Below are 26,143 nucleotides of genomic sequence, written 5' to 3'. Positions count from 1 at the left end.
CAGATGTTCATTTTATGCGCAATATACACCATCCTCGTTCGATCAGTATCAGTCATGCTGGTGATCCGATTTACCACGTGGCTCAGCTTGAGGATGGGCAGTTCGCATATGGGGAAAGCACGCGAAATGAGAGGATTTTCTTTTCGTTCTTTTCCCCGGATCTTGACCTGGTGACACGCTGGTTCATCTACCAGGCAGGCGAGGCGTTCCGCGTAAGAGCTGACTGTGCGTCCATGTACTTTCCGTGTTACACCTACGAGCAGCGGCCCGGATACGAACTGGTTGAGGTAGAAAAGTACACGTACGCTCTTAAGACGCCAGCTGGCCAGGTCCTGCCGATGCGTATGGATGACGATCTTATCAACGACTATTCAGACACGGTGCTTTTCTCCTATATCTGTGACATCCCGGTTCGGGATCTTCTTGACTCTTTTCTGGATCCTGATGGTCATCCAGCGCTGGAAGGATTCGTTGTCGAGGAATAACGTGTGTGAGGAAGGTGTAAGGCTGTGTCGTTGATGAGTCTTGACGAGCCGTTTTTCGAAGAGCTGAGGCTGCTGGCGGAATGTCGTAATGCTCTTTTTATGCGCAATATTCACCATCCTCGTTCGATCAGTATCAGTCATGCTGGTGATCCGATTTACCACTTGGCTCAGCTTGAGGATGGGCAGTTCGCATATGGAGGCAGCTCGCGAAACGGGGATATTCAATTTACGTTTTTTTCCCCGGATCTTGACCTGGTGACGCGCTGGTTCATTTATCAGGCGGGCGAATCATTCCGCTGGGCGCAGCGCGGCTACGCGTCCTTGTACTTTCCGTGTTATACCTATGAGCAGTGGTCCGGATATGAACTGGTGGAGGTAGAAAAGTACACGTACGCTCTTAAGACGCCAGCTGGCCAGGTCCTGCCTTTCCGTATGCATGACGATCTCATCAACGACTATTCAGAGACTGTGCTGTTTTCTTATATCTGTGATATTCCGGTTCGGGATCTTCTTGACTCTTTTCTGGATCCTGATGGTCGTCCAGCCCTCGAAGCATTCGTTGTCGAGGAATAACGTGTGTGAGGAAGGTTGTAAAGGCTGTGTCGTTGATGAGTCTTGATGAGCCGTTTTTCGAGGAGCTGAGGCTGCTGGCGGAAAGTTCAGACGCTCTTTTCATGCGCAATGTGTTCCATCCTCGTTCGATCAGTATCAGTCATGCTGGGGATCCGGTCTATCACGTGGCTCAGCTTGAGGATGGGCAGTTCGCATATGGGGAAAGCTCGCGGAATGAGAGGATTTTCTTTTCGTTTTTTTCCCCGGATCTTGACCTGGTGACGCGCTGGTTCATCTACCAGGCGGGCGAATCATTCCGCTGGGCGCAACGCGACTACCCATCCATGTACATTCCCTGCTACACCTACGAACAGCGCCCTGGTTATTCCCTCGTGGAAATCAACAAATTTGACTACACGCTTCAGACACCCGACCGCGGAATCCTTCCCATGCTCATGAGCGATACGTTGACCAATGACTACTCGCGTACGGTGGAGTTCTCCTATGTCTGTGATATTCCGGTTCGGGATCTTCTTGACTCTTTTCTGGATCCTGATGGTCGCCCGGCTTTGGAAGCCTTTATCGTCGAGGAATAACGTGTGTGAGGAAGGTTGTAAAGGCTGTGTCGTTGATGAGTCTTGATGAGCCGTTCTTCGAAGAGCTGAGGCCGCTGGTGGAAAGTTCGGACGCTCTTTTCATGCGCAATGTGTTTCATCCGCACTCGATCCAGCGTCAGCTACTCGAACGGGGATCACGACAATCGCCTCGCCGATCTCGATGACGGGGATGCGCATTGAGACGCCAACCATGGCCGACCCTCGGCTCACTCTGCGCAGTATCTGTGCAGGCTTTGTTGTCGACCGCCAAGACGTGCACGTGACCGAAGAAGCATGAAGAGGTGACAAACTCTCTCGGAGGAGCGGAAGCATAAAAAGTGCGCCGTGAGGGAATCGAACCCCCAACCCGCTGGTTAAGAGCCAGCTGCTCTGCCAATTGAGCTAACGGCGCATGAGTTACGGGTGGTGCGCCGTGAGGGAATCGAACCCCCAACCCGCTGGTTAAGAGCCAGCTGCTCTGCCAATTGAGCTAACGGCGCTACGTCTCGTAACGAAGTAATACTGTACTCGTGTCAAGGGGCTTCAGACAACTTGAAAAGTAGGCGATAGGACACATCTGCAGGACGCATGCACAGGCGCGCATGGGCATCTACAGTAAGAACCGGAGCGCCAACGCGTCTTTGACACTGACAAACCTGGAGGGCTGATGGAACACCACGACGATCTGCGTGACGTGCCCATCACGCAAATGACGCAGGACTACTTGAAGACTATTTACTCCGCAGGGGAGTGGAGTGGTGCCGGAGTGTCGGTGAACGATCTTGCCGCCAGAATGGGGGTCGTCGCATCAACGGCATCTGAAAACGTCAAAAGGCTCAAAGACCAGGGGTTGGTTGAACATGAGCCATACCACAAGGTTCACCTGACCGAAAAGGGCCGCGCAATAGCAGTAGGTGTGGTGCGTCGCCACCGCCTCCTCGAAACATACCTGTACGAAAAGCTCGACTTTGAGTGGGACGAAGTTCACCGAGAAGCAGAAATCCTTGAACATGCGGTCTCCGAGACGCTGCTTGAGCACCTCGACCGTGCGCTTGGTTTCCCGATGCGCGACCCACATGGCGACCCGATTCCGGCTCCTGACGGCACTCGCCTGGCTCCCGGTATGATGCCGCTGTCTGACGTTGTCGAAGGAACTGACACGGTCATCGTGCGAATCTCAGATGGCCATCCGCAGATGCTGCGCGATCTGGCCAGCAGGGGGATCGCCCTGGATGCCCGTATCACGGTGGTGCGCCGCTCACCTGCGCTGGGAACACTCACACTTGACGTGCGTGAATCTGGTGAAGAGCGCGCGCATACCGTCGAAATCGGTGACGTGGCCGCAGATGCCATTTTCGTAGCCACCGACCCCGACGATCTTCACGTCGAACAGTAACGGGCGCAATCGCGCGCCAACTGTCGCAGCCGCGCACCCGAGCTAGCTCAGGGAAGCTGACCCCATCGACGGCGGCACGTTCGCCTCGTACCCCAGGCCCACCAGTGCCTCACGCACCCTCGTCGTAGCATCGTCGAGGGCATCATCACTAGCCTGAGCAGCATTGGCGAATGCAATATCTGCTTCCGACTTCATGGGGACCACATGCAGATGGGTGTGAGGTACCTCAAAACCGGCAATGATCAGGCCGGCTCGTTCCACGTCGAAGGCTTCGATCTGTGCTCGCCCAATGATGTGGGCCACGCGCATCAGGTGCTCGGCAACCTCCACCGGCGCGTCCGTCCACGACGGGTAAGGGTGGCGCGGCACCACCAGCATGTGACCAGCGCGGATCGGCTCAATGGTGGCAAAAACAACACAAACGTCGTCAGCCCATGCGAAGCGTCCCGACCATGTTCCATCAATGATGTTCTCAAATGCTGTACTCATGGCTCTATTCTCACCCATCTTGCGCCCGCATGGGCCACCCTCGTCGCGATACCCCTCCGCACCTGCGCCCGATCGTACGCTGAACGAATCCGGTAGCCAGTGGCGCGATGAGATACCCTTAAGTGGTTGGCAACAGGCCAATTTGACGAGCATGACCGAAGAATTCGAGAGGGATCCATCAATGAGCCAGAATCAAGGTTCGGAGCCGGAATTCCGCTACACCGCACAGATGGCCAACGCCATCGAAGACAAGTGGCACAAGCAGTGGGATGACCGTGGCACATTCAATGCCGATAACCCAACCGGAGACCTTGAAGGGCCACTGGCGCAACTGACCCCTTACTTCCTGCTCGACATGTTCCCCTACCCGTCAGGCAAAGGCCTGCACGTTGGACACCCACTGGGCTATATCGCCACTGACACGATCGCACGTTTCCAGCGCATGCGCGGCTTTAACGTGCTGTACACGATGGGGTTCGACGCATTCGGTCTTCCCGCTGAACAGTACGCCATCCAGACCGGCCAACATCCGCGCATCACGACATACGACAACATTGCGAATATGCGTCGCCAACTGGCGCGCCTGGGACTGTCGCACGACAAGCGCCGCTCATTTGCTACAACCGATGACCTGTTTGTGCGTTGGACGCAGTGGATCTTCCTGAAGATCTTCAACGCGTGGTATGACACTGAAGCGACGAACCCGGCCGGCACGAAAGGCTGCGCCCGTCCGATCAGCGAACTGGAAGACGAATTCCGCTCCGGCACGCGCCCGATCGCCACATCTGAGGGCGAGGAAACATTCGACAAGGCGTGGGACGATCTGACAGCGGTCGAACAGGCCCGCGTGCTTGATTCCTACCGCCTGGCCTATATCAACGAGGCGCCCGTGAACTGGGCTCCCGGCCTGGGCACCGTGCTCGCCAACGAGGAAGTCACCGCCGAGGGACGCTCCGAGCGCGGCAATTTCCCAGTCTTTACCAAGCGCATGCGCCAATGGATGATGCGAATCACCGCCTACGCTGACCGCCTGGACGCTGACCTGGACACAGTGAACTGGCCGGACAAGGTGCGCTCAATGCAGCATCACTGGATTGGCCGCTCCACCGGCGCGCGCGTCACATTTGACGCTGACGGCACGCGGCTCGATGTGTTCACCACCCGCCCTGACACGCTTTTTGGCGCAACATTCATGGTCGTTGCCCCCGAACACCCCCTGCTCGGGGACGAGGGCGACGCTGCTGACCTGAACGTGCCTGCTGAGTGGCCCGATGGAACACGCGAAGCGTGGACAGGTGGATACGCCACACCAGCTACGGCTGTGAAAGCCTACCGTGAACGCGCTGCACGCATGACGGATGCGGAGCGAACCGCCGAAGCAGGGGGGAAGACAGGCGTGTTCTCCGGGCGTTTCGCCACCAACCCTGTTAACGGCACGAGCATCCCGATTTTTGTGGCCGACTATGTCCTGATGGGATACGGCACCGGCGCGATTATGGCTGTGCCCGCGCACGACCAGCGTGACTTTGACTTCGCACGTCGTTTCGACCTGGACATCATCACCACGATCACCCCACCCGAAGACTTCGACCGCGACGAAGCCGCGTGGGTCGGTGACGGTGTCATCACCAACTCGGCCAATGAGGAAGTGGACCTCAACGGTCTGGGCAAGGAAGCAGCCATTGAGCGCATCACACAGTGGTTGGAAGAACGCGGCCTGGGCAAGAAAACCGTGACGTACCGCCTGCGTGACTGGCTGTTCTCACGTCAGCGCTACTGGGGTGAACCGTTCCCCGTGGTGTATTCGGCTGATGGCCGCGTGCACGCGCTGCCTGATGAGATGCTCCCCGTCACCCTGCCGGAAATTGATGACTTTTCGCCGCGCACATTCGATGAGAACGATGCTGCGTCTGAGCCGGAAGCACCGCTGGGTCGGGCAACGGACTGGTTGGACGTTGAACTGGATCTGGGTGAAGGCAAACAGACGTATCGTCGTGACACGAACACCATGCCGAACTGGGCTGGCTCGTGCGCTTACGAAATCCGTTACGGCGACCCGAATAACACCGAACATTTCGCTGATCCGGTCAATGAGCAGTACTGGATGGGGCCGCGCAACCCGGGCGAATCCGGCGGTGCAGACCTGTATGTCGGTGGCGTCGAACACGCCGTTTTGCACCTGCTGTATGCGCGTTTCTGGCAGAAGATCCTCTTCGACCTGGGATACGTCAGCGCATCTGAGCCGTTCCACCGGCTGTTCAACCAGGGCTACATCCAGGCCTACGCCTACACGGATTCACGCGGCGCATACGTGCCGGCCGATGAAGTGACGGGCGACGAGGAAAGCGGATTCACCTGGAAGGGTGAGCCCGTCACACAGGAATACGGCAAGATGGGCAAGTCCCTGAAGAACGTTGTCACACCTGACGAATTCGCTCAGGACTATGGCGCGGACACGCTGCGAGTGTATGAGATGTCGATGGGACCGCTGGATATTTCCCGCCCGTGGGAGACGCGAGCCGTCGTTGGATCTCAGCGCTTCCTGCAGCGCCTGTGGCGCAATGTCCTCGATGAAGAAACTGGTGAGGTCACTGTCAGTGACGAACCGGCCGATCTGGCCACGCGCAAACTGCTGGCCCGCACGATCGCGGATGTGACGGTTGAGTTCGAGAACCTGCGCATTAACACCGCCATTGCCCGCATGATCGTGTTGAATAACCACATCACGTCGATGGATGCGGTACCGCGCGAAATCATCGAACCCCTGGTGCTGATGGTCAGCCCTGTTGCGCCGCACATCGCTGAAGAACTGTGGCACAAACTGGGGCACGGTGAGTCGCTCGCACGTGAACCGTTCCCGGTCGTTGAGGACGAATCACTGCTCGAAGAAGAAACGATTACTGCGATCGTGCAGGTCAACGGCAAGGTTCGTGCCCGCCTCGATGTATCGCCCTCAATTGACGAGGACGATCTGCGCACTCGCGCGCTCGACCTGGAGCCGATCCGCGCCATCCTCGATGGACGTGAGCCGCTGAAAGTTATTGTGCGCGCACCTAAACTGGTGAACCTGGTTCTGCCGAAGAACTAGCCGCGCACTGCCAGATTGGTAGTGGCGAGAACCTATGCCTGAAGGCGACGTTATTCATGCTCTGACCCGCACGTTCGACACGCTGTTTGTCGGACGTGCGGTCCGGGTGTCATCGCCGCAGGGGCGCTTCGCCGGCGGAGCACGCCTGATCAACGGCAGGATAGTGACGTCGGTTCGTGCGCACGGCAAGCATTTCTTCATGCAGTTGAGCGCGCCCGGACCGGTACGCGAGGGACACCCCGACGGTACGCAGGTGGCATATACCGACGACCTGTGGCTGCATGTCCACCTGGGTCTGTATGGGTCGTGGCGTTTATATGGCGGTGAATCGGTGGAGGTTCCGGTATCGATCGGAGCTCCGCGGCTGGCTGGCGACAGCGGCACAACGGACGAGTACGGCCGATGGACTCCACCCGAGCCGGTTGGCCAGGTCAGGGTCCGCATCGAAACAGATGACGCGGTCGCCGACCTGTCAGGTCCCAATCGCTGCGAAGTCATCACACCTGATGAACAGCGCCAGGTGCTGCGGCGTCTGGGTCCCGATCCGCTTTCACCCCACGCGCTGACTCGTCCCGACCTGGAGCGCGCCTTCATCGATGCGATCCGCTCACGATCGCGCACCATCGGCGAACTGGTTATGGATCAGTCTGTGATTGCCGGCGTTGGGAACATTTACCGCGCAGAATCGCTCTTCATTACGGGGATTCATCCCAGACGCCGAGGCAACCGAGTGGCCGAGGCGCGCCTGAGCCTGCTGTGGAAAACGATCTGCCCACTCATGGCACACGGCCTTGAAGTGGGCAGAATCGAAACAGTGAGCGACGAGGATGCTCCGGAACCACCCCTTGAGGGTGATCCTGAAGCATCACGCTGGTATGTCTATCACCGCACCGGTAGGCCGTGCCTGCGTTGCGGCACTCCCGTTGCGGAGGATCTGATGGCTACGAGGCGTCTCTTCTGGTGTCCGAGCTGTCAGCGCTAGGCAAAAGCCCGACGGAGACAGGAAGGCTATGACACTAGGCCAGGTCAGTGGCCGGAGCTGCTCCCAGGTGGACCTCCATGGAATCGTAGGTCGGCGCCTCGGGACGGTTCGTGACCGGACGATCCAGGTAGAACATGGCGGTCGAGGCGATGTCGTCATGCAGCGGCAGGTAGCGGCCACCTGAACGCCAGCCCAAAGCCTGAATGTCGACGCGCGGCAGTCCCTTGGAGAAGTGGATTGCATCCTGAATATGGAAGCGGTACATTCCGAAACGCTGATTGGCGATATACAGGCCATCGGGGCGGATGACCTGCGGCATTCCCAAATACGGCGTGGAGAACGTCGTGTATCCGCGGCCGGGGACATCGAAGTTCCAGGCACCACCGAAATAATCCTCAGTGCCGGTGCCACAGATCGTGGGATAGTCAGTGTCGTCGTCCATGTAGAACTTGATTTCGCCTTCGCCCCACCAGCCATTGTCATTGACTGACCATGCGATGTAGGTGCCCACGTAGTGCCCTTGGCCCTCGATGTTTTCCAGAATCGGGTGTGTGGTGAGCGTCGGCAGGGGGTTGGAGCGGCGCCACTGCGCATGGAAGTAGGCGATATCGTCCTTGGCGGCTGCGCCGTCAGCGGCGGATGAGTCACCCTCGTCAATGTCGTAGGTGATCTGGTAGTAGACGCGGGCATCCTCGTCGGAGGTGTTCTCCAGTGTCAGGCGAGCACCGGACTTGAACGGCATGGGCCAGTAGGAGTTGAAACCACCGTGCGGGTTGGCGGCGATCGGAACAGAATTAACCTGCGAGAACACGGACCAGCCATTGCAGAAGAAGTCGCCGTAGGGCACCTCAACGGCAGGTTCGTCACTGCCGTCCCAGTAGCAGCGGAAGACCAGGCGACGCCACAGTGAGGTGTGAGCGGTCATCCAGATATGAGTGATGCATCCGGCACCTGAGATGTTGGCCAGCTCGAATGTGCCGCGAGCCGGAACGTCAATACTGGGGGAGATCTTCCACGTGGATCCCAGGTCGCGTGCACATTCCGCACCGGTTCCCTCGGTCGCGCGGCCGCCACCCCCAGGTGTGCCGTCGAAGTTTTCCGGAGAGATGGAGCGAGTGGCTACGTTGCGAATTGTGGTCAGACCTGTCAAGGGGGAGAGCATCGTTGATCGCCTTTCCTGAGAAAATATCACAATGTGTGTCGAAATTTCACGAGTTGTAATCGATTACTGTATAGTGTAGAGCACCAGGTAGTCAGGGTCAATTAGCCATTGGCTTCCAGGTGCCATAATCAGCGAGTTTTCCACTGGTGGAATGCTCAAAGATCATCACAACGCGAGATAGGGCTAACGGACTCAACGTTGAGTCATATCGAAGAGGAGACACCATGAATTCAGGAAAGAGCAGGTGGGCGTGGGCAGGGATTGCGTCGTTCACCTTGGCATCTGTTCTCGTAGGAGGATGCGGCTCGGGAACGCCAGGTGAACCCGCAGGTTCAGAAAGCGGCGCAGCAGCCTCGGGGTCATCATCCGAAGGCGGCACGACCATTGAATTCTGGCACCGCACATTCACCCCCGTGGAAAATGAGTGGTACAAGAACATCGTTCAGAAGTTCAACGAAGCGCAGGACGAGATCACCGTAGTCGACACCGAAGTACCGGCCGACGCGTGGGATCAGAAGATGAAGTCGGCGCAGGCAGCAAACAAGAGTCCCGACATTTACACCTTCTCCGGACCGCTCAATGACGGCGTGAATGCCGCTCAGTTCCACGATCTGGATTCGATCGTGTCCAAGGAAGGCCTGGACAAGATGACCGACCTGGCACGTTCGGTTTCCCAGATTGATGGCACTTACTACGCATACCCGCTGGTTCTGGAGCCGCAGACAGTGCTGTTCTGGAACAAGGAAATGGTCTCCGCTGCCGGCCTTGACGCAGAGCAGGCACCGAAGACGTGGCAGGATCTGCTCGACAACTGCGCGAAGATTCAGCCAACCCTGTCGGATGGTCAGTACTGCATTTCCCCGGCATCTGATGCCGGCACATTCGGCTGGGCATCTGTGGGCCAGCAGTTCAATGCTTCTGGACACAACGCATTGACCGATGACTGGAGCGCACCGAACATCAACGACCAGGGCTACCGTGACCTCATGCAGTTCTACAAGGATCTGTGGGACAACGGCTACATGGCCAAGCAGCCTCTGGGCAGCTACCTGGAAGCCAAGGAATTCGGTGAAAAGAAGGTGGCCTACAAGGTGTCCGGTTCCTGGATGATGTCCGAGGTTGGCTCCGACTACCAGGACATGCTGACGAACACGGGTCTGGGCCTGTTCCCGAGCTCACCGAACGGAGAGGGACGAACCACCACCACACTGGGTGACTTCAAGTGGGTTGTTGACGCAAAGGCCAAGCACCCTGAAGAAGCAGGCAAGTTCCTCGAATGGGTTCTGGCCGGAGACGTTGAGAACCTCGTTCCGTTCTATGTTGCCACCCAGTTCACCAAGATTCCTCCGCGCGACGACGTTCAGGAAGGCGTGGCCGCCACTGAAGAGGCCAAATCCGCTCCGTGGTCAGACGTCATCATGACTGAGATTGCTCCTGATGCCATTCCAGGCGTTGCCTACCCGTGGGATGTCTCGATGGCAGTCGGCACGGCGATGGAGACCGTGATGAAGGGTGCCGCGACCGCTGACCAGGCGATCGACACTGCTGAGAAGGCGATCCAGACCGTGATCGATCGTGAGAGCCTTCCCGAGAAAGCACCTGCTCCCGGCGATAAGTAACTCAGCCCTGTCATAGGACTGTTCCCAGGCTGAAGAAAGGAATCCCGATGTCCAGTACAAAGGTGCGGAAGGACTCAAAGAAGTTCCGTTTCCGTGATGGACGACTCGCATACCTCTTGATCCTTCCCGCCTTTGTGCTGCTCGGGATCTTCGTGGTGTGGCCAGCAATTTACGCAGCGTACCTGTCATTCCAGGACTGGAGCTTTTACAAGCCCGCAGTATTCGTTGCGTTCAAGAACTACACGGACGTCCTCAAGGACCCGCTGTTTATCGCCGCCATTAAACGCGGTTTCATGTTCGTTCTGTTCACCGTGCCCACCACGTTGGTTCTCGCATTCCTCTTTTCCAGTCTTGTCGTATCTGTGTCGCGCAGATTTGCTGACACGTTGAAGGTCAGCATCTATCTGCCGACCATTATTTCCGGCGTTATTACCTCGATCATCTTCGTGTTGATCTATGACTACTCCGGCGGCATTTTGAACTGGTTCCTCGGGTTCTTCGGAGTTGAACCAATCGCATGGCTGGGTGACCCCCAGTGGGCGCTTCTGGCCATCGCAGTCCCGGCAATCTGGCTGGGAATGGGCCTCACATCCCTGATCATGGTGGCAGCCATGATTGACATCCCCAGCGAGTTCTACGAAGCCGCCTCGCTCGAGGGAGCGAACTGGTGGCAAAAGACCTTCTACATCACATTGCCGCAGATGAAGAATGTGGGGTTGTATCTGCTGGTAACAGGCATTATCGGCGCGATCCAACAGTACGAGCTCCCGCTGGTCATGACCGGCGGCGGGCCGTTGGATTCGACAACCACACCGAACCTGTTCATCTTCAATCACTTCCGCGGAGACATGAACGTGGGCTACTCGATTGCAGCAGCCCTGCTGATGTTCCTGGTTCTGGGAACCCTCTCCGCACTGATCTTCAAATTCGTGAACTCCGAGAAGCTGGTGGATTAATCATGTCAGTAATGTCAACGTCGACGGGTGTCAGCACCGCAATGGAGACATCGGACTCCACGAAGAAAGAACAGGCAGCAGCACCGCAGTTCCACCGGAAACAATGGTGGCCGGTCATCCTGATCAAAGGCCTGTTCGGTGCGATCTTCATCTTCGCTGCACTGTACCCCCTGCTGTGGATGGTCATCGCAGGATTCAAGGCAAAGACCGAAGTTGTTCAGACCCCCTTCCAGTTCTTCCCCGAAGTGTGGCACTGGGAAAACTACGCGCGCATCGCGCAGGATCCCACGTTCATCCGCGCATTGCTGTGGACGCTTCTGGGTGCGCTGCTCTTCATGACTGCCAGCCTGACCGTCAACTCACTTGCTGCCTATGCGTTCGCACGCCTGGAGTTCCGCTTCAAGAAAATCCTGTGGGTCGTCATGATCACGACGATGTTCATTCCGGGTATGACGATTCTGCTGACCAGCTTCATCGTTGTGACGAAGTTACGCATGCTGGATACTCTGGCCGTTCTGGTTATTCCCGGTATCGCGAACGCGGGAATGATCTTCTTTATCCGACAGTTCTACCTGTCGATCCCCTCATCCCTCGAAGAGGCAGCCATGCTGGATGGGTGCGGGCGTTTCCAGATTTTCGTGCGTCTGTTCCTGCCCCTGTCGAAGCCTCCGTTCGTCGTCATGGGCATCACGTCCTTCCTGGGATACTGGAATGCATACGTGTGGCCGATTCTGACCATCACGTCCCCGGAGAAGTACCAGCTCCAGCAATACCTTGCGACGTTCCGCTCGGAACGTACCTCTGAACTGGGTTTACTCATGGCGGGCTCTGTCCTGTCAGCGGCGCCAGTGATCATCATCTTCCTTATTTTCCAGCGCCAGATCATTGGCAACATCAAAATGTCCGGTCTGAAGTAGGAGCGTCCTCATCGATGAGGACGACGGTCACGGCCGACACACCCATCCAAGGAAAGGACACGCTATGCGTGAGTCTAGCTCACCACCAGGGCGCTGCTTATTCACTCGACGAGGAGCAATCATTGCTGCCTGCGCATGCGCCGGCGCGCTGTGTCTGGCAGGAACAGCGTGCGCTGCCGATCCAGCCGCACCCGAGGCGGAGAAGCCATACGCTCATCCTTCGGCTGCACGCGTTGTCGCTCAGCTGACAGGTGCTAAAGGTTTTACAAACACCGCCCAGACCATGAAAATCCAGGGAACCGACCTTGGAATCATGTGGGATGACGGACACGGTCATGTGTTATTCGCTGTTGGTGACACCTTCGGCGAATGGAGCGGCAATGGTGGCGGCGGAGAAGACTGGCGTTCGAATGCACTGCTGCGTTCGTCCACCAGGAACTTCGCTGAAGACGGAATCCTGTTCGATTCTGCCGTGGTCGATGAGAACGGAAAAGCGCGGGAGATCATTCCCTCGCTCAAGATCCCTGAAACCGAGCACACCACTATTCCCACCGGCGGCATCGCGGTGGGCGGCCGGCAGTATTTGGCGTTCATGTCCGTCAATAAGTGGGGCGTCCCCGGAGAATGGTTCACGAACTATTCCCGTATCGCGTACTCCGATGACGGGGGAGAAACCTGGAATACGACCGACGGCCCGCAGTGGACCAACGATGACAAGTGGTCCAATAACTTTCAGATGGTGGGCTTTGCTCACGGTCAAGGCGATGGCTTCGTCTACATGATGGGCACGCCGAATGGTCGCTTCGGTGCCATCCGCATCGCCAGGGTTGATGAGAACAAGATCCTCGAAAAGGATGCGTACCAGTACTGGAACGGCAGCGAGTGGGGTGCCGACGAGGGTGCCGCGGTCGACATCGTTGAAGCTCCGACGACGGAACTGTCTTTGCAGTACAACTCTTACCTGAACAAGTGGATGCTGATGTACACCACTGATTCAGACGAAGCGGGAATCTTTGACGTGGTGTACCGTCTGGCAGATCGTCCGGAAGGCCCGTGGTCAGACAAGACAGTAGTGGCAACCTCACTGGATTATCCCGGAATGTATGCACCGTACATGCACCCGTGGAATTCAGGTTCAGAAGTGCATTTCGCCATGTCAATCTGGGGCTCCTACAACATTTTCCAGATGGCATTCGAGGTAGATAAGAATGGCAATGTGATCCACCCGAACCTCGTTAAGGACCCCGGTTTTGAGCGCGTAGAGAATGGCGGTATGAGTCCCCATTGGCAATGCCACGGACCTTGCGGTCTTGATGGCAAGCCGGATTGGGCATATGGGTCAGAACACCAGGCATGGATGCGGAACAACCAAGGCACGTTGGAGCTTTCCCAGACAGTAACCGTCACACGCAACACTCACTACAAGATGACAGCGTTCGTGACGACTGGTCCTGACAACCCGCAGCGCACTGACAAGGGAACGGTGGGTGCGCGTCAAACCGGTCCAGGCGGACAGGTTCTTGCCTCTCAGGAATTCACACACTTGGCCGGATACACGCGCTTTGTTGTGGAATTCGACTCGGGAAGCAACAGCCAGATCGATATTTTCGTGGACGCTGCCCCTACTGCTGACCAGTGGGTGCAGATGGATAGCTTGTCTCTGAAGGCCACTGGACCGAGTAAGTCCGACACCAAGCCTGCAGATGGTGATGCAAACGCCGATGCCGATGCGGGTAAAGACGAGGGCGGGAACGCCGATGCCGGTAGTGGAAAGGGCGAGGGCAATCTTGGTGGCGACGTGAACCGGCCAGGAAACGGCAACGGGGGTAAGGCAGGAGCGGCATCCGCTCAAGCCGGCTACAAGGCAACGGTTGCGCGTACTGGCTCCACAGTCGGAAGCCTCGTGCCCGCACTTGTTGGAATCAGCCTGATTGGTGGGCTCTCCTTGGTTGCAGCAAGGCGCCGACAGGCTAGGTAATGTTCAGCTGAATACGACATTGACGAGGGTGACTCACGCACTGGTGGTGTGCACCGAACATCGGATGGGTCGCCCTCGTCAATCGTGTTAGGGCGCCTAGGTGCGGTGCCCCGCAGTGGTCATGGATGCAAGCCGGAGCTAGCTCGGGCGTACAGGCCCATGCAAAATAGAAGACGGACGAAAGCCGGTAGAGAAGCGGGGCAGACAGGCGTCTGCAGCGAGCAGGGGAGGACCTAGGACGCGGAATCGTCCGATTCGGCGTTGACCTCCACAAAACCGAGCGCGTCGTAGAACTTCTGCGCGTCGGGCGCGGATTTCAGATCAAGGCGCAAGGACAAGTCATTTTCACCCCACGACGCGCAACGGCGGGCAAGCTCGGCAATGAGCACCGTTGCAATGCCTTCACGACGACATTCAGGATCAACAATCAAGTCAATGACGAACGGACCGCGCGGAGCATCATCCCACACAACATCGGTGACGCACAGGATCGCTCCCACCAGGCTTCCGTCACGCCACGCGCCGATGAACGAGTCGTCACGAGGCTGACCAAACGCACCTTCAAAATACAGACGCATTTCATCCGTTGATTCCCACAGGTTCTCCGCAGTGGAGGGCGCTCCATAGGCGATGACATGGAGCGATGCCAACGCTGGGATGTCGTACCTCGTGAGGGTGGCAAGCTGGACGCCCTGGGGCTGATCGACATCGGCCAACGTATTCAAAGAAGCTTGCAACGTTCGCTTCGTCATGCCCTTAGCCTACGTGACCTGGCGCACGTTTGTGGGTATTTTGGCAGGTGACGTCACCTCCGGTGTCACACGCATTGGCGTGAGCGCGTGCAACATGCGGTGTGGGCCGAGGGGGAAGCGCAGCGCAGAGGCCGAGAAACCTTGGTTAAATCAGCAGGGATGGATCCACGTAGGAGTTCGGATCCACAATCAGCTCATCATCGGGCTCTTCCACCGATTCGGGGGAAGGATGCGACCTGGCCGGAACCCCCAAGGCCACCGAGCATTCCGGAACATCGCGAGTCACCACGGCGTTCGCTCCCACCTTTGAATTGTCACCGATGGTGATCGGGCCCAGAACTTTTGCGCCCGCACCGATCATGACATGGTGCCCCACTGTGGGGTGACGCTTCCCCGGGCTCATCGACACACCGCCCAGCGTGACACCATGGAAGATCACGACGTCGTCGCCCACTTCAGTCGTCTGGCCGATCACGACACCGGTCGCATGGTCAATGAAAACCTGATGGCCGATCTGCGCGGCCGGATGGATATCAACTCCAGTCATGACACGCGCGAAAGAGGAAATCAGGCGAGCCGGTATACGCACATTGCGCTGCCACAGTGCGTGCGCAACACGGTGACTCCACAGCGCGTGCACACCAGGGTAGGTCAACGCCACTTCAGTGCGCGATCGTGCAGCTGGGTCACGTTTGAGCGCAGTGTCGAGGTCCTCTCGCAGAAGCTTAAGCGCACGTGAGGGAGAAAGTGCCATGATGCCTCTTATTCAATCAGTGGCCGAGATCCCCAGTGTGGGTGACAGGAGCACATCGCTCATGCCACCCACACGTGAGACCGATCAGTATCAGTATTACTCGTTGTCGTCGCGCAGATCTTCAAACAGCGCAGTTGACAGGTATCGCTCGCCCGTATCGGGCAACACGACCACGATGTTCTTACCGGCGTTTTCAGCACGCTCAGCAACCTGGGTTGCTGCAGCCAGGGCAGCACCCGAGGAAATGCCGACAAGCAGGCCTTCTTCAGCAGCGGCGCGGCGGGCAAAGGTGAGAGCAGTGGGGGTGTCGATATCGAGCACCTCATCGACGACTTGTGCGTTATAAGTGTCGGCCACGAAGTTCGGTCCAATTCCTTGGATTCCATGGGGGCCACTTGCGCCACCGGTCAGCATAGGGGATTCGGCGGGCTGCACGGCGATGATCTGGATATCAGGGTTCTTCTGTTTGAGCGCGTCGCCCACACCTGAGATCGTGCCGCCAGTTCCAACTCCGGCAACGACGATATTCACCGTGCCGTCGGTATCCGCCCAGATTTCTTCCGCGGTTGTGACGCGGTGTATTTGCGGGTTGGCAGGGTTGGTGAACTGTGAGGCGATGATTGAGCCTTCACGTTCGTCACGAATCTTCTCGGCTGCGGCCACGGCACCGGAGATGCCGTCCTTCGGGTCGGTCAGCACCAGTTCAGCGCCGAAGGCTTTCATCAGCAGGCGGCGCTCAATGCTCATCGACGAGGGCATCGCGATGACCACGTGGTAACCACGCGAGGCGCCCACCATTGCCAGTGCGACACCCGTGTTGCCTGAGGTGGCCTCGATGATGGTTCCGCCTTCCTTGAGGGCGCCCGATTCCTCGGCAGCGTCGATGATGGCGGCAGCGATACGGTCCTTGACAGATGACGCAGGGTTGAACGCCTCTACTTTTGCGATGACGTGGGCGTTGTCGCCCGCGAGGCGATTGATAGCGACGAGGGGGGTGCGGCCAATGAGTTCAGTGACGTTTGCGGCGATAGCGGTCATGAAAAATCACTCCATAGAGAAAAAGTCAGGAAGGAAAGAAAAAGAAAAATGGGCTGGTTCGATCACCATGCGGGCGAACAGCAGTACGCATAGACGTACGGAGAAGGCTATTCGCCCTAGAGACACTCCGCCGTGCAGATACAGAAAAAGCACGCAGAAACTGCGTGCACGCAACGCCGCGCGACCTGTGTCGCGTTCATCTGGTTCGTTGCTGTGTGAATCACATGCGACACTGTACGGCCTTTTGTCTCATGCGTCCACTTCTATTCGAGTTTGTCCCGTTACGTGAACGCTGGCCCGCCCGTGGGTCAGAACCATCGCGCGGTCGGCCCACAGCTCGATGTCGTCGTCAGTGGCGGCGATGTCGAGGTGGACACGCGCATCCCACGTGCTGCCCACAATCGGCACATTCGCGCTGTGCAGCTCCGACTGGAACTTACCGGCATCATTGGGATCGACAGTGATGCGAGCAATGTTGAGAGTCTTGATGACCACGTGAGGTGCGCGGGCCAGTGCCTCACTCACCGCCGACGAATACGCGCGGATGAGGCCTCCCGCACCCAGCAGCACTCCGCCGAAATAACGGGTGACGACAGCCGTCACATTCCACGTGTCAGACATTTTGAGGGCTTCAAGCATAGGCGTGCCGGCTGTGCCCGATGGTTCCCCGTCGTCAGAGGAATGCTGGATTGCGTTTCGGCCATCCGCACTGATGAGGTAGGCCGAACAGTTATGCCGCGCCTGTGGGTGCTCCGAACGGACCATGTCGATGAGTGCGCGCGCTTCATCTTCGGTGTCGGCGCGGGCCACAGTGGCGATGAAGCGTGAGCGTTTGATCTCGATTTCATGGGTGATCAGCGTTCCTGCACGAAGCGTTCGGATATCGTTCACGGAATCTGTGTCACCCCTCCGCTTGCTCGTGGTTCCATTGATGATGCTGTCACTCTATCGTGTCGGCATGCAGTAGCGGCGCATGGTTGTCCTCGTCAATTACGACAATTACGAGGGGAGTGGAGGGCACAAATGTGGGCAAAGTCCTACAAAGAGGGAAGAAAGTCACGCCCCTGGCGTGCTAGAGTTTTTGGGTTGCCGGTACGCGAGTGAAATCACAGCGAAACTGGAGTCAGCAGCTGGCATTTTGTCAGCAGGCATGGCACAGTTATTGCCGGTAGTGATGTCCACGAATGTAGAAAGAGGAGCGGTAGGGCCATGGCAGTTCCCAAACGCAAGATGTCCCGAGCGAACACCCGCACTCGCCGGTCAGCATGGAAGGCTGATCTCACCCAGCTCGACAATCTGAAGGTTGCCGGTCGTGAGATTCGCGTGCCCCGTCGCCTGGCGAAGGCGTACAAGAAGGGCTTGCTCAGCGTCGACGATCTCGACTGAGACATTTTTCTTACGCGTCACTCGATGACGTGAGGACCCGGACACCCCGCGAGGTGTCCGGGTCTTTTGTTGTGTGTACGATCGCTGCCGCCGTGGATGATGCAACGCTGCTGATCCATGCGCTGTGCGTGCCCAGAAGGATCAGCCGAACACTCAGACAGGACGTGTCTTTCCGTTAACATAAGAACAGCACGGCAATCCGGTGCCTGTGGCCGCACATCACAGCGGCGGCATGAAGAATCTGAGAGGTGAGGGATGACTCGAGAGCGCTTTATTGTGGGCACGTCAGGCACATATCATCCGGGACGGCGGTGCGACGTTGAATATGGTCCTCTTGCCGCATACGCAGTGGAGCTGGCAGGCGTCGAAGGGCGGGCACCGAAGATCGGCTACCTCGCCACGGCGTGCGGTGACCAGAAGGCGCGAATCGCTGAACGCATGGAGGCGGCGCGGTTGCGCGGGTGGCAGCTTAACCCGTTGACCTGTTTCATGATGCCGAATGTCGACGACCCTCGCGAATACCTCCTGGACCAGGACGTCATCTGGGTTGACGGGGGATCGGTGGTGAACCTGCTGGCAGTGTGGCGCGCACACGGACTGGACGAGGTCATGCGCGAAGCGTGGGAGAAAGGCATTGTTCTGGCTGGCGTGTCCGCCGGATCAATGTGCTGGCACATCGGCGGAGCCACGGATTCATTCGGGCCGGACCTGCGTCCCGTAACCGATGGCCTCGGCTTCCTTCCCTACGGCAACGGCGTGCACTACGGAGTGAACCCGCAGCGTCGTGAACTCCTGCAGCGCATGGTGGCCGAGGGTGACTTCACTGATGCCTACTCGTCAGAAAACGGGATCGGCCTGGTCTACCGCGATACGGAACTTGTCGACGTGGTGTCGGATCGGGACGAGGTCTACGGTTGGCACACGTTCAAGGACGGGGATGAGGTTGTCGAAGAACAACTCACGCCTCGCCGTCTTGCTGATTAATTACATCATCATCACAGTTTTGGGTCTGTCCACTGATACAGTGCGACTCGTCCCCACGGCGGCACCGCACGGGTGATGCCGCTTTGGCATGTGAAACATTTCAAAGAAAGGGTCCGCATGATTGCTTTCCTCGTGATTGTTATTGCTCTGGCGGGCATTGCTGCGGTCGGATACCTGGTGATCAAGAAGGTACATCCGGCTGCGTCAATTTTCACCGTCGGCATCGTGCTCATGATGATCGCTGCAGCGATGGGCAAGATCGATAACGCAACACGCGAAATTGAAGCCACTGGCAATGCGTTCTACGACGAGCTGCAGATAGTCGAATCGATCTTCGCCAATCGCTTCACCGGAATCGGTATGGCGATCATGGTGCTGTTCGGCTTCGTATCCTACATGCGGTACATCGGCGCAGATGCCAAAGCCGTCGTCATCTTGTCGAAACCCCTCAGGGCTTTGCACGGCTCATATTGGCTGATCCCCATCGGTTTCATCCTGGGCAACATCTTGTCTCTGGTGGTGCCGTCGGCCGCATCCCTGTCGCTGCTGCTCATCGCCACGCTGTTGCCGGCGCTGGTGGCATCAGGATTGACGCCGCTGACGGTGGGCGCAATTGTGGTGACGTCGTCGACCATTGTCCCGACGCCGCTGGAAGCGGGCCTGATCCAGGGCGCTGACTTGGTTGGTATGCCTGTCACGCAGTACGTGTTTGGCCATGTGGCGTTAGCGACGATTCCGACACTGCTGATCACGGCTTTCATTCATATGTGGTGGCAGCGTCGATGCGATTTGGTTGATGCACGCAAACGTGCTGACGTGGCTGCTGGCATTGTCGCAGCGACCGGTGCGACCGGAGCTGAAATGAAGGCTGCGAAGAAGGGTGAGAAATTTGCGTCGGGCGCATCGAACAGTGCCTCAGAAGCAACGATCCAGGATGCCCTCAAGCGTGCAGCCAACTTGCCGTGGTTCTACGCATTGTTGCCGTTGCTGCCACTGCTGCTCATCATCATTTCAGCGGCTCTGAATCGTCTGGGTGTCATCCCGTTTGAGGCTGGCATCCTGCCTGTCACCGTTGTCTCCCTGTTCATTGCGATGATTGTCGAGGCTATCCGCCTGCGTTCACTGAACAAGGCGATCGATGCGGGTAAGAACTTCTTCACCGGTATGGGTGAGGCAGCGGGCGGCGTGGTTGCGCTGCTGGTCGCCGCCGCAATTCTGGTGGAAGGTATCACGCAGCTTGGTGTCATCAAGATGCTGACTGATGCGACGGAAGGTTCAAGCGGCGCTGCGGCATTGATCATCTTGATCTTTGTCGTGTCGGTCGCGCTGCTGTCTACCCTGACGGGGTCTGGTACCGCTCCGTACTTCGCTTTCTCCGAGGTTGTCCCTCACTTGGCCGAAAGCGGTGGTGTGCTGCCCATTCGTATGCTGAACTCGATGTGGGCAACGTCAAACCTGATGCGTCAGGTGTCGCCTGTGTGCGCTGCGGTCCTGATCGTATCGGGCGCCATTAAGGTCAATCCGATTGAACTGGTCAAGCGCACAGCGGTTCCGATGATCGCCGCAACGGTTCTGAACGTGATTTTCTCGTTCCTGTTCATTCACGCATAAGCGGTGAGACTGGCTCACTCAGGGGGCTTGCTCCACGCGGCGGGATTTTGGTAATCCGGCCGCAGAGAGCAGGCCCCCTGTTCGTGTGCTGTCCACGTGCATTGAGCACGCTTAGCGCATGTATGAGAACGCGGCTTATCAAACTGATTGTGGCAGGATTCAACAGGTCGAGGTAGACATCATCGGATCGAGGTAGCAGTGCCCTAGTTACAGTCAGTGAAGCGAGTGCCAGTCAACCGGTCAAGGTAGGAGTCAACGGGTCAAGGTCATCGCGTTGTCTGGAATCAACCAGTCAAGGTATGAGCGGACGATTCGGACTGAACACTTATCAGCGACAGTGACTTTCCCGCACTATTATGCGGATCTTGAATAGTGAGACGTGGCAGTAGTGGTCTCTTACCTTGACCGGTTGACGAAAAGCCCGTTCGTTTACCTTGACCGGTTGACGCACATTGTCTGTCGTACAACACGCCAGCTGAACTGGTGTCGGCACTACCAGTCGCTTCACGAAATGCGCCCCCGACAGGACTCGAACCTGCAACCTAAGGATTAGAAGGCCTTTGCTCTATCCATTGAGCTACGGGGGCTACTCGCATAAGGATAGCGTGCCTGCACCCTCGGGTGTGAATACAGGCAGGTGAAGTGGTCTCACTTCACACCAGCAGACGGAAAATCTCCGAATCCGGAGCAACTTCTTCGACATGCAGGGGAGAGGCTTCCATCCGTGTGCGCAGCCGTTCAATGTCTGCCGGATCGCTCAGATCGATCCCCACCAACGCAGGCCCGGTCTCACGATTGTTCTTCTTCGTATACTCGAAATGCACCACGTCATCACCTGGACCCAACACTTCTGACAGGAACAGGCGCAACGCACCCGGCTGCTGCGGGAAGGTCACAACAAAATAGTGCCGCAGCCCCTCATGACGCAGCGAGCGTTCCACCACTTCCGCATAACGGCTCAAGTCATTGTTGCCACCGGACACGACACAGACAATGGATCCCTCATCGCTGCCCGTGAGCTCAGCGCGCCGTTTCGGATCGGTCAGCAACGTGCGAGCAGCCGTGCTGGCCAGCGCCCCCGCAGGCTCAGCAATGATGCCGTCAGTTTGATACAGAGACACCATCTCCGTGCACACGGCCCCTTCGGGCACCGACACAAGAGAGGACACGTTTTCCTGCGCCAGCTGGAACGGCAAGGTTCCCACCGTCCCGACAGCGGTCCCGTCAACAAAGGAATCAACACGATCCAGCGCGGTAGGACCACCCTCGTCAAAGGCGCGCTGCATCGAGGCAGCGCCGTACGGCTCCACACCAATGACACGCACGTCAGGTCGCAGATGGCTGAGCGCTGTCGCAATCCCCGCGATGAGGCCACCGCCCCCGACAGGCACCAGCACGCAGGACGTGTCAGCAGGGATCTGCTCGGCCAGTTCGACACCGATGGTGCCTCCGCCCGCGATTGTTCCTGGATCATCGTAGGGGTGGACATATTCGCGTCCCGTGACGCGCGCAGCCTCCGTCGCCAAAGCGTTCGCACGGTCAAAACCGCCATCCACGATGACCTGTTCCACCCATTCGCCTCCGATGGCGGCGATACGTTTACGTTTCTGACGCGGCGTGGTCGACGGCAGATAGATGGTGCCGCGTACGTTCAGGTGCGCGCATGCGAACGCCACACCCTGAGCTTGGTTACCGGCCGAAGCGCACACCACACCCTGTTGACGCGACTGCGCGCTCAGTGCACTCATCTTCGCGTACGCGCCGCGCACTTTGAATGAGCGGCACACCTGCTGATCCTCACGCTTGAGCAAGACGGGCACGCCCAGTTCCTGCGTCAACCGTTCCGACACATCCAGCGGCGTGTGCTTGACGACGTCTTTCAGGGACAGGCTGGCACGCATAATGTCATTGAGCGTCACTGTCGATGTGTCGTTGAGTTCTGAATGTGGCGGTACGTGCTGAGATGATGCCACGGCAACGCTCCTTCCATCTGCGTGTATACGTTGTTCGTGAACTCAGTGTATTCACCTGTGTGCCGATTCGGAGAGGCTGTCCACGTGTACGACACTCCGCAGCAGGTCGCGGCAGTCGCCCTCGTTTCCCTCGACAATCCGGACGGTCCCTGTGGCCCTGAGCGTCCGCTTGACCATCCGCACACCCAAGCTAGTCACCCGCATTCCCGCGCGGGTCACTACACTGGGAGACATGACGAAGCAACTGAAGAATCCACTGGTGTGGATCGACTGCGAAATGACCGGTCTTGACGTGGCGCATGACGCCCTGATCGAAGTGGCGGTCGTGATCACCGACGCGAGCCTGACCGTCGTGGACCCCGGAATCGACATTCTGATCCAGCCCTCTGAGGAGGCGCTGAATCACATGGACGACTATGTGCGCAACATGCACACACAATCCGGCCTGCTTGACGAGCTCAAGGACGGCATCGCGTCGATGGAGGAAGCCGAGAGCATCGTCCTGGACTACATCAAGAAGTTCGTCCCTGTGTCGGGTCGCGCCCTGCTGGCGGGGAACACGGTCGGCATGGATCGCCTGTTCCTGAGCGCGAACATGCCACGCGTCATCGACCACCTGCACTACCGCATTATCGACGTGTCCTCCATCAAGGAACTCGCCAAGCGCTGGTACCCGTGCGTTTACGAGTGCTCACCTGAGAAGCATGGGGGCCACCGCGCACTGGCCGACATTCGTGAATCCATCCAGGAACTTGAGTACTACCGTCGCGCACTTTTCCCTTCTGACCAGGGACCCAGTCGCGAAGACGCCCAGAAGATTGCCGGCGAGGTTGCCGCTTTGGGCATTGTCGAGGGTGCCGCCCAGCAGAATTGACGAGGGGAACGCCCTATCCACAGTTCACTGCCAGCCCGCCGTTGTCCACAGGGATGCGGCGGGCTGAGTGTGTGTCCACAGATTGCCCGCGAAGCCTTTGGACGAGGGCCTGGCGCGGTGAGGATTGTCCTACGGCACAGGGCCGATAACACGAAAGGACAATTCATGAGCGCGAATATGACAGTGACATTACGCGGACGCATCGGAACGGACGTGAAGGGAATCAGGACTGCGACGGGACGAACGACCACACGTTTCCGGCTTGCCACACCGCGTTGGCGCATCAACGATCGGGGAGAATTCGATGAGCAGGAACCCCAGTGGTACACGATCCGCGCATGGGACAAGCTCGCGCATAATATGTCGACCTCATTTGCCAAGGGGCATCCCATCGTGCTGACTGGACGGCCCAGCGTTAATGCGTGGAAGGATGCGGCGGGTGAGGTTAAGAGCGAACTGGTTATTGTGGCGCACAGCGCCGGGCACGACCTGAACTACGGGTGGTCGCACTTCGATAGGCCAAAGGAATCACGGCCAGAGGGAGAAGCAGAACGTGACGACGGAGGCACGGGAAACCTTCAGATCCGGACCTCGCGCGATGATGGCGGCGATGCGGTCGCAGCAGATGCTCCAGCGGCCCAGATGGTAACGGCAGCGGTGTAAGGGAGGCGGTGCGAACGGGGCACTGTATGCAGGGAGCTGCCTCAATGCGGCGAATCGGCGGGCAGTGCGCTTGTGGTGAAAATCAGCCATTTCGGGTTATCTCACGTTGACCGTGGGTGGGCTTCGTGCCGTAGCATGGAGTGACACGAAGTTGACGAGTCCCTTCTTGAAATGGAGAACTGTGGCTGAGTACATATACCAAATGATCAAAGCGCGCAAAGCTCATGGCGACAAGATCATTCTTGATGACGTATCCATGTCGTTCTTCCCCGGAGCGAAAATCGGCATGGTTGGTCCTAACGGTGCTGGAAAGTCATCGATCCTCAAGATCATGGCGGGTCTGGATGAGCCAAGCAACGGCGAAGCACGTCTGACACCCGGTTACACAGTGGGCATCCTCGAGCAGGAACCCCAACTCGACGACACGAAAACCGTGTTGGAAAACGTGCAGATGGGTGCCAGGGAAACGTTCGACAAGCTCGCGCGTTTCAACAAGATCTCTGAGGAGATGGCTGAACCGGACGCCGACTTTGATGCGCTCATGGAAGAAATGGGCAAGCTGCAAAGTGAGATCGACGCTGCAAACGCGTGGGATATCGACTCCCAGCTGGAGCAGGCCATGGACGCACTGCGCTGCCCGCCTGCCGATCAGGATGTGAAGGTTCTTTCCGGTGGGGAACGTCGTCGCGTGGCGCTGTGCCGTCTGCTGATCGAAGCTCCTGAGCTGCTGCTGCTGGATGAGCCAACGAACCACTTGGATGCCGAGTCCGTGCAGTGGCTGGAAAAGCACCTGTCCACGTATGCCGGCGCGGTGATCGCAGTGACCCACGACCGCTACTTCCTTGACCACGTAGCCGAATGGATCGCTGAAGTGGACCGCGGTCACCTCTACCCCTATGAGGGCAACTACTCCACCTACCTGGAAACGAAGGAAAAACGCCTGAAAGTCCAGGGACAGAAGGATGCGAAACTGGCCAAGCGGCTGCGTGAAGAGCTCGACTGGGTTCGTTCCAATCCCAAGGGACGCCAAGCCAAGTCACGAGCCCGTCTGGAACGCTACGAAGAGATGGCTGCCGAAGCGGAGCGCACACGCAAGCTTGACTTTGAGGAAATTCAGATCCCGCCAGGGCCTCGTTTGGGCTCTATCGTGATCGAGGCAAACAATCTGCACAAGGGCTTCGGTGACCGTGTCCTCATCAATGACCTGTCGTTCTCACTGCCGCGCAACGGAATCGTCGGTGTGATCGGTCCGAACGGTGTGGGCAAGACAACTCTGTTCAAGACCATTGTTGGGCTTGAACCGCTGGACGGGGGAGACCTCAGGATCGGTGAGACCGTCAAGATCTCATACGTCGACCAGAACCGTGCGGGCATCGATCCGGACAAATCAGTGTGGGAGGTTGTCTCAGATGGCCTCGACTTCCTGGAAGTCGGCAACGTTGAAATGCCGTCGCGAGCCTACGTGTCCGCATTCGGATTCAAGGGACCGGACCAGCAGAAGCCGTCAGGCGTGCTTTCCGGTGGTGAACGCAACCGCTTGAACCTGGCGCTCACGCTTAAACAGGGCGGCAACCTGCTCCTGTTGGATGAGCCGACCAACGACCTCGATGTGGAAACACTTGGATCACTGGAAAACGCGCTGCTCGAATTCCCCGGGTGCGCGGTGGTTGTCACCCACGACCGTTGGTTCCTCGACCGCGTTGCCACGCACATCCTCGCGTGGGAAGGCACGGAAGAAAACCCTGCGAAGTGGTACTGGTTCGAAGGAAACTTCGAATCCTACGAGAACAACAAGGTGGAGCGTCTTGGTCTTGATGCAGCCCGCCCGCACCGCGTCACGCACCGTCGTCTCACGCGCGACTGAGGAGAGCGTCAAACTGACACACCT

At 58.0% G+C, this 26,143-nt stretch carries 24 protein-coding genes and 3 tRNA genes; 16 read left to right on the top strand and 11 right to left on the bottom strand.

What is annotated here, in order from left to right; all coding sequences use genetic code 11:
- The 3 genes from AC1DA5_RS09350 to AC1DA5_RS09340 form a co-directional block, all read left to right on the top strand.
- Positions 1 to 485: Imm61 family immunity protein (locus AC1DA5_RS09350; protein WP_480290007.1), on the top strand; the 485-nt coding region annotated here is incomplete at its 5' end.
- Positions 486 to 518: 33 nt separating this feature from the next.
- On the top strand, positions 519 to 1,058 hold the full coding sequence (locus tag AC1DA5_RS09345; RefSeq protein WP_480290009.1) for an Imm61 family immunity protein: 540 nt from the start codon (positions 519 to 521) through the stop codon (positions 1,056 to 1,058).
- 5 nt (positions 1,059 to 1,063) lie between these two features.
- Positions 1,064 to 1,633 (top strand): Imm61 family immunity protein, encoded by a 570-nt coding sequence (locus tag AC1DA5_RS09340; RefSeq protein WP_480290005.1) that lies wholly within the window; start codon positions 1,064 to 1,066, stop codon positions 1,631 to 1,633.
- Positions 1,634 to 1,732: 99 nt separating this feature from the next.
- Here the strand turns inward: AC1DA5_RS09340 and AC1DA5_RS09335 are convergent, their stop codons facing one another.
- From AC1DA5_RS09335 to AC1DA5_RS09325, 3 genes are all read right to left on the bottom strand, one after another.
- Positions 1,733 to 1,864, bottom strand: coding sequence for a hypothetical protein (locus AC1DA5_RS09335; protein WP_480290003.1), 132 nt, complete (start codon positions 1,862 to 1,864; stop codon positions 1,733 to 1,735).
- A 108-nt stretch (positions 1,865 to 1,972) separates the two neighbouring features.
- Positions 1,973 to 2,045: transfer RNA gene (locus AC1DA5_RS09330), tRNA-Lys, on the bottom strand.
- A 12-nt stretch (positions 2,046 to 2,057) separates the two neighbouring features.
- Positions 2,058 to 2,133 (bottom strand) — tRNA-Lys (locus AC1DA5_RS09325).
- A gap of 167 nt (positions 2,134 to 2,300) precedes the next feature.
- On the opposite strand from AC1DA5_RS09325, the gene AC1DA5_RS09320 reads away from it, so the two are divergent.
- Positions 2,301 to 3,029 carry a metal-dependent transcriptional regulator gene (locus AC1DA5_RS09320; protein WP_058236952.1) on the top strand — a complete coding sequence of 243 codons (729 nt, stop codon included), beginning with the start codon at positions 2,301 to 2,303 and terminating at the stop codon, positions 3,027 to 3,029.
- A gap of 42 nt (positions 3,030 to 3,071) precedes the next feature.
- On the opposite strand, the gene AC1DA5_RS09315 is transcribed toward AC1DA5_RS09320, so the two are convergent.
- Positions 3,072 to 3,518 carry an HIT family protein gene (locus tag AC1DA5_RS09315; RefSeq protein ID WP_070725198.1) on the bottom strand — a complete coding sequence of 149 codons (447 nt, stop codon included), beginning with the start codon at positions 3,516 to 3,518 and terminating at the stop codon, positions 3,072 to 3,074.
- A gap of 181 nt (positions 3,519 to 3,699) precedes the next feature.
- Between AC1DA5_RS09315 and AC1DA5_RS09310 the strand changes: the two genes are divergently transcribed.
- Positions 3,700 to 6,606 (top strand): leucine--tRNA ligase, encoded by a 2,907-nt coding sequence (locus AC1DA5_RS09310; protein WP_480290000.1) that lies wholly within the window; start codon positions 3,700 to 3,702, stop codon positions 6,604 to 6,606.
- 34 nt (positions 6,607 to 6,640) lie between these two features.
- Positions 6,641 to 7,588 (top strand): Fpg/Nei family DNA glycosylase, encoded by a 948-nt coding sequence (locus AC1DA5_RS09305; RefSeq protein WP_092648656.1) that lies wholly within the window; start codon positions 6,641 to 6,643, stop codon positions 7,586 to 7,588.
- Between the two features lie 34 nt (positions 7,589 to 7,622).
- Here the strand turns inward: AC1DA5_RS09305 and AC1DA5_RS09300 are convergent, their stop codons facing one another.
- The gene (locus AC1DA5_RS09300) at positions 7,623 to 8,750 is read right to left on the bottom strand and encodes a glycoside hydrolase family 172 protein (RefSeq protein ID WP_092648655.1); all 1,128 of its coding nucleotides are present in this window, start codon (positions 8,748 to 8,750) and stop codon (positions 7,623 to 7,625) included.
- A gap of 224 nt (positions 8,751 to 8,974) precedes the next feature.
- Between AC1DA5_RS09300 and AC1DA5_RS09295 the strand changes: the two genes are divergently transcribed.
- From AC1DA5_RS09295 to AC1DA5_RS09280, 4 genes are all read left to right on the top strand, one after another.
- Positions 8,975 to 10,369 carry an ABC transporter substrate-binding protein gene (locus tag AC1DA5_RS09295; protein ID WP_480289998.1) on the top strand — a complete coding sequence of 465 codons (1,395 nt, stop codon included), beginning with the start codon at positions 8,975 to 8,977 and terminating at the stop codon, positions 10,367 to 10,369.
- Between the two features lie 47 nt (positions 10,370 to 10,416).
- Positions 10,417 to 11,325 (top strand): carbohydrate ABC transporter permease, encoded by a 909-nt coding sequence (locus AC1DA5_RS09290; RefSeq protein ID WP_058236947.1) that lies wholly within the window; start codon positions 10,417 to 10,419, stop codon positions 11,323 to 11,325.
- 2 nt (positions 11,326 to 11,327) lie between these two features.
- Entirely contained in the window at positions 11,328 to 12,242 is a 915-nt protein-coding gene (locus AC1DA5_RS09285) for a carbohydrate ABC transporter permease (protein ID WP_480289995.1), read from the top strand.
- Positions 12,243 to 12,306: 64 nt separating this feature from the next.
- Positions 12,307 to 14,220, top strand: coding sequence for a DUF4185 domain-containing protein (locus tag AC1DA5_RS09280; RefSeq protein WP_480289993.1), 1,914 nt, complete (start codon positions 12,307 to 12,309; stop codon positions 14,218 to 14,220).
- A gap of 233 nt (positions 14,221 to 14,453) precedes the next feature.
- On the opposite strand, the gene AC1DA5_RS09275 is transcribed toward AC1DA5_RS09280, so the two are convergent.
- The 4 genes from AC1DA5_RS09275 to AC1DA5_RS09260 all read right to left on the bottom strand — a co-directional run bounded on the left by AC1DA5_RS09275 (position 14,454) and on the right by AC1DA5_RS09260 (position 17,655).
- Positions 14,454 to 14,972 carry a GNAT family N-acetyltransferase gene (locus AC1DA5_RS09275; protein WP_058236944.1) on the bottom strand — a complete coding sequence of 173 codons (519 nt, stop codon included), beginning with the start codon at positions 14,970 to 14,972 and terminating at the stop codon, positions 14,454 to 14,456.
- Positions 14,973 to 15,117: 145 nt separating this feature from the next.
- Positions 15,118 to 15,726: a serine O-acetyltransferase gene (gene cysE, locus AC1DA5_RS09270; RefSeq protein ID WP_058236943.1), complete on the bottom strand. Its 609-nt coding sequence runs from the start codon at positions 15,724 to 15,726 to the stop codon at positions 15,118 to 15,120.
- Positions 15,727 to 15,822: 96 nt separating this feature from the next.
- The gene (cysK, locus tag AC1DA5_RS09265) at positions 15,823 to 16,764 is read right to left on the bottom strand and encodes a cysteine synthase A (RefSeq protein WP_070725186.1); all 942 of its coding nucleotides are present in this window, start codon (positions 16,762 to 16,764) and stop codon (positions 15,823 to 15,825) included.
- 249 nt (positions 16,765 to 17,013) lie between these two features.
- Complete coding sequence (locus tag AC1DA5_RS09260) at positions 17,014 to 17,655, bottom strand: YigZ family protein (protein WP_480289991.1); 642 nt, start codon at positions 17,653 to 17,655, stop codon at positions 17,014 to 17,016.
- A 318-nt stretch (positions 17,656 to 17,973) separates the two neighbouring features.
- Here AC1DA5_RS09260 and rpmF point away from each other — a divergent pair, with 318 nt between their 5' ends.
- From rpmF to dcuC, 3 genes are all read left to right on the top strand, one after another.
- Positions 17,974 to 18,150: a 50S ribosomal protein L32 gene (gene rpmF, locus AC1DA5_RS09255; protein ID WP_058236940.1), complete on the top strand. Its 177-nt coding sequence runs from the start codon at positions 17,974 to 17,976 to the stop codon at positions 18,148 to 18,150.
- Positions 18,151 to 18,405: 255 nt separating this feature from the next.
- The gene (locus AC1DA5_RS09250; protein ID WP_070725182.1) at positions 18,406 to 19,134 is read left to right on the top strand and encodes a Type 1 glutamine amidotransferase-like domain-containing protein; all 729 of its coding nucleotides are present in this window, start codon (positions 18,406 to 18,408) and stop codon (positions 19,132 to 19,134) included.
- A 117-nt stretch (positions 19,135 to 19,251) separates the two neighbouring features.
- On the top strand, positions 19,252 to 20,745 hold the full coding sequence (gene dcuC, locus AC1DA5_RS09245; protein ID WP_070725181.1) for a C4-dicarboxylate transporter DcuC: 1,494 nt from the start codon (positions 19,252 to 19,254) through the stop codon (positions 20,743 to 20,745).
- A gap of 514 nt (positions 20,746 to 21,259) precedes the next feature.
- Here dcuC and AC1DA5_RS09240 read toward each other — a convergent pair.
- Together AC1DA5_RS09240 and ilvA are read right to left on the bottom strand one after the other, a co-directional pair.
- Positions 21,260 to 21,332: transfer RNA gene (locus AC1DA5_RS09240), tRNA-Arg, on the bottom strand.
- 66 nt (positions 21,333 to 21,398) lie between these two features.
- The gene (ilvA, locus tag AC1DA5_RS09235) at positions 21,399 to 22,718 is read right to left on the bottom strand and encodes a threonine ammonia-lyase IlvA (protein ID WP_480289989.1); all 1,320 of its coding nucleotides are present in this window, start codon (positions 22,716 to 22,718) and stop codon (positions 21,399 to 21,401) included.
- 232 nt (positions 22,719 to 22,950) lie between these two features.
- On the opposite strand from ilvA, the gene orn reads away from it, so the two are divergent.
- The 3 genes from orn to ettA all read left to right on the top strand — a co-directional run bounded on the left by orn (position 22,951) and on the right by ettA (position 26,119).
- Entirely contained in the window at positions 22,951 to 23,592 is a 642-nt protein-coding gene (gene orn / locus AC1DA5_RS09230) for an oligoribonuclease (RefSeq protein ID WP_058236937.1), read from the top strand.
- 165 nt (positions 23,593 to 23,757) lie between these two features.
- Complete coding sequence (locus AC1DA5_RS09225) at positions 23,758 to 24,255, top strand: single-stranded DNA-binding protein (protein WP_480289987.1); 498 nt, start codon at positions 23,758 to 23,760, stop codon at positions 24,253 to 24,255.
- A gap of 181 nt (positions 24,256 to 24,436) precedes the next feature.
- Complete coding sequence (gene ettA / locus AC1DA5_RS09220) at positions 24,437 to 26,119, top strand: energy-dependent translational throttle protein EttA (RefSeq protein WP_058236935.1); 1,683 nt, start codon at positions 24,437 to 24,439, stop codon at positions 26,117 to 26,119.
- Positions 26,120 to 26,143 lie beyond the last annotated feature (24 nt).

The organism is Pauljensenia sp. C0254C2 (assembly GCF_056583835.1).
The sequence above is the reverse complement of the archived record's forward strand: the minus strand, read 5'-3'. Positions and strand labels throughout refer to the sequence as shown.

What these genes read in the sequence shown, in the direction of transcription:
- AC1DA5_RS09345 (WP_480290009.1), top strand. Translation starts at nt 519, where the DNA reads ATGAGTCTTGACGAGCCGTTTTTCGAAGAGCTGAGGCTGCTGGCGGAA.
- AC1DA5_RS09320 (WP_058236952.1), top strand. Translation starts at nt 2,301, where the DNA reads ATGGAACACCACGACGATCTGCGTGACGTGCCCATCACGCAAATGACG.
- AC1DA5_RS09315 (WP_070725198.1), bottom strand. Translation starts at nt 3,518, where the DNA reads ATGAGTACAGCATTTGAGAACATCATTGATGGAACATGGTCGGGACGC.
- AC1DA5_RS09310 (WP_480290000.1), top strand. Translation starts at nt 3,700, where the DNA reads ATGAGCCAGAATCAAGGTTCGGAGCCGGAATTCCGCTACACCGCACAG.
- AC1DA5_RS09305 (WP_092648656.1), top strand. Translation starts at nt 6,641, where the DNA reads ATGCCTGAAGGCGACGTTATTCATGCTCTGACCCGCACGTTCGACACG.
- AC1DA5_RS09300 (WP_092648655.1), bottom strand. Translation starts at nt 8,750, where the DNA reads ATGCTCTCCCCCTTGACAGGTCTGACCACAATTCGCAACGTAGCCACT.
- AC1DA5_RS09295 (WP_480289998.1), top strand. Translation starts at nt 8,975, where the DNA reads ATGAATTCAGGAAAGAGCAGGTGGGCGTGGGCAGGGATTGCGTCGTTC.
- AC1DA5_RS09290 (WP_058236947.1), top strand. Translation starts at nt 10,417, where the DNA reads ATGTCCAGTACAAAGGTGCGGAAGGACTCAAAGAAGTTCCGTTTCCGT.
- AC1DA5_RS09285 (WP_480289995.1), top strand. Translation starts at nt 11,328, where the DNA reads ATGTCAGTAATGTCAACGTCGACGGGTGTCAGCACCGCAATGGAGACA.
- AC1DA5_RS09280 (WP_480289993.1), top strand. Translation starts at nt 12,307, where the DNA reads ATGCGTGAGTCTAGCTCACCACCAGGGCGCTGCTTATTCACTCGACGA.
- AC1DA5_RS09275 (WP_058236944.1), bottom strand. Translation starts at nt 14,972, where the DNA reads ATGACGAAGCGAACGTTGCAAGCTTCTTTGAATACGTTGGCCGATGTC.
- cysE (WP_058236943.1), bottom strand. Translation starts at nt 15,726, where the DNA reads ATGGCACTTTCTCCCTCACGTGCGCTTAAGCTTCTGCGAGAGGACCTC.
- cysK (WP_070725186.1), bottom strand. Translation starts at nt 16,764, where the DNA reads ATGACCGCTATCGCCGCAAACGTCACTGAACTCATTGGCCGCACCCCC.
- rpmF (WP_058236940.1), top strand. Translation starts at nt 17,974, where the DNA reads ATGGCAGTTCCCAAACGCAAGATGTCCCGAGCGAACACCCGCACTCGC.
- AC1DA5_RS09250 (WP_070725182.1), top strand. Translation starts at nt 18,406, where the DNA reads ATGACTCGAGAGCGCTTTATTGTGGGCACGTCAGGCACATATCATCCG.
- dcuC (WP_070725181.1), top strand. Translation starts at nt 19,252, where the DNA reads ATGATTGCTTTCCTCGTGATTGTTATTGCTCTGGCGGGCATTGCTGCG.
- orn (WP_058236937.1), top strand. Translation starts at nt 22,951, where the DNA reads ATGACGAAGCAACTGAAGAATCCACTGGTGTGGATCGACTGCGAAATG.
- AC1DA5_RS09225 (WP_480289987.1), top strand. Translation starts at nt 23,758, where the DNA reads ATGAGCGCGAATATGACAGTGACATTACGCGGACGCATCGGAACGGAC.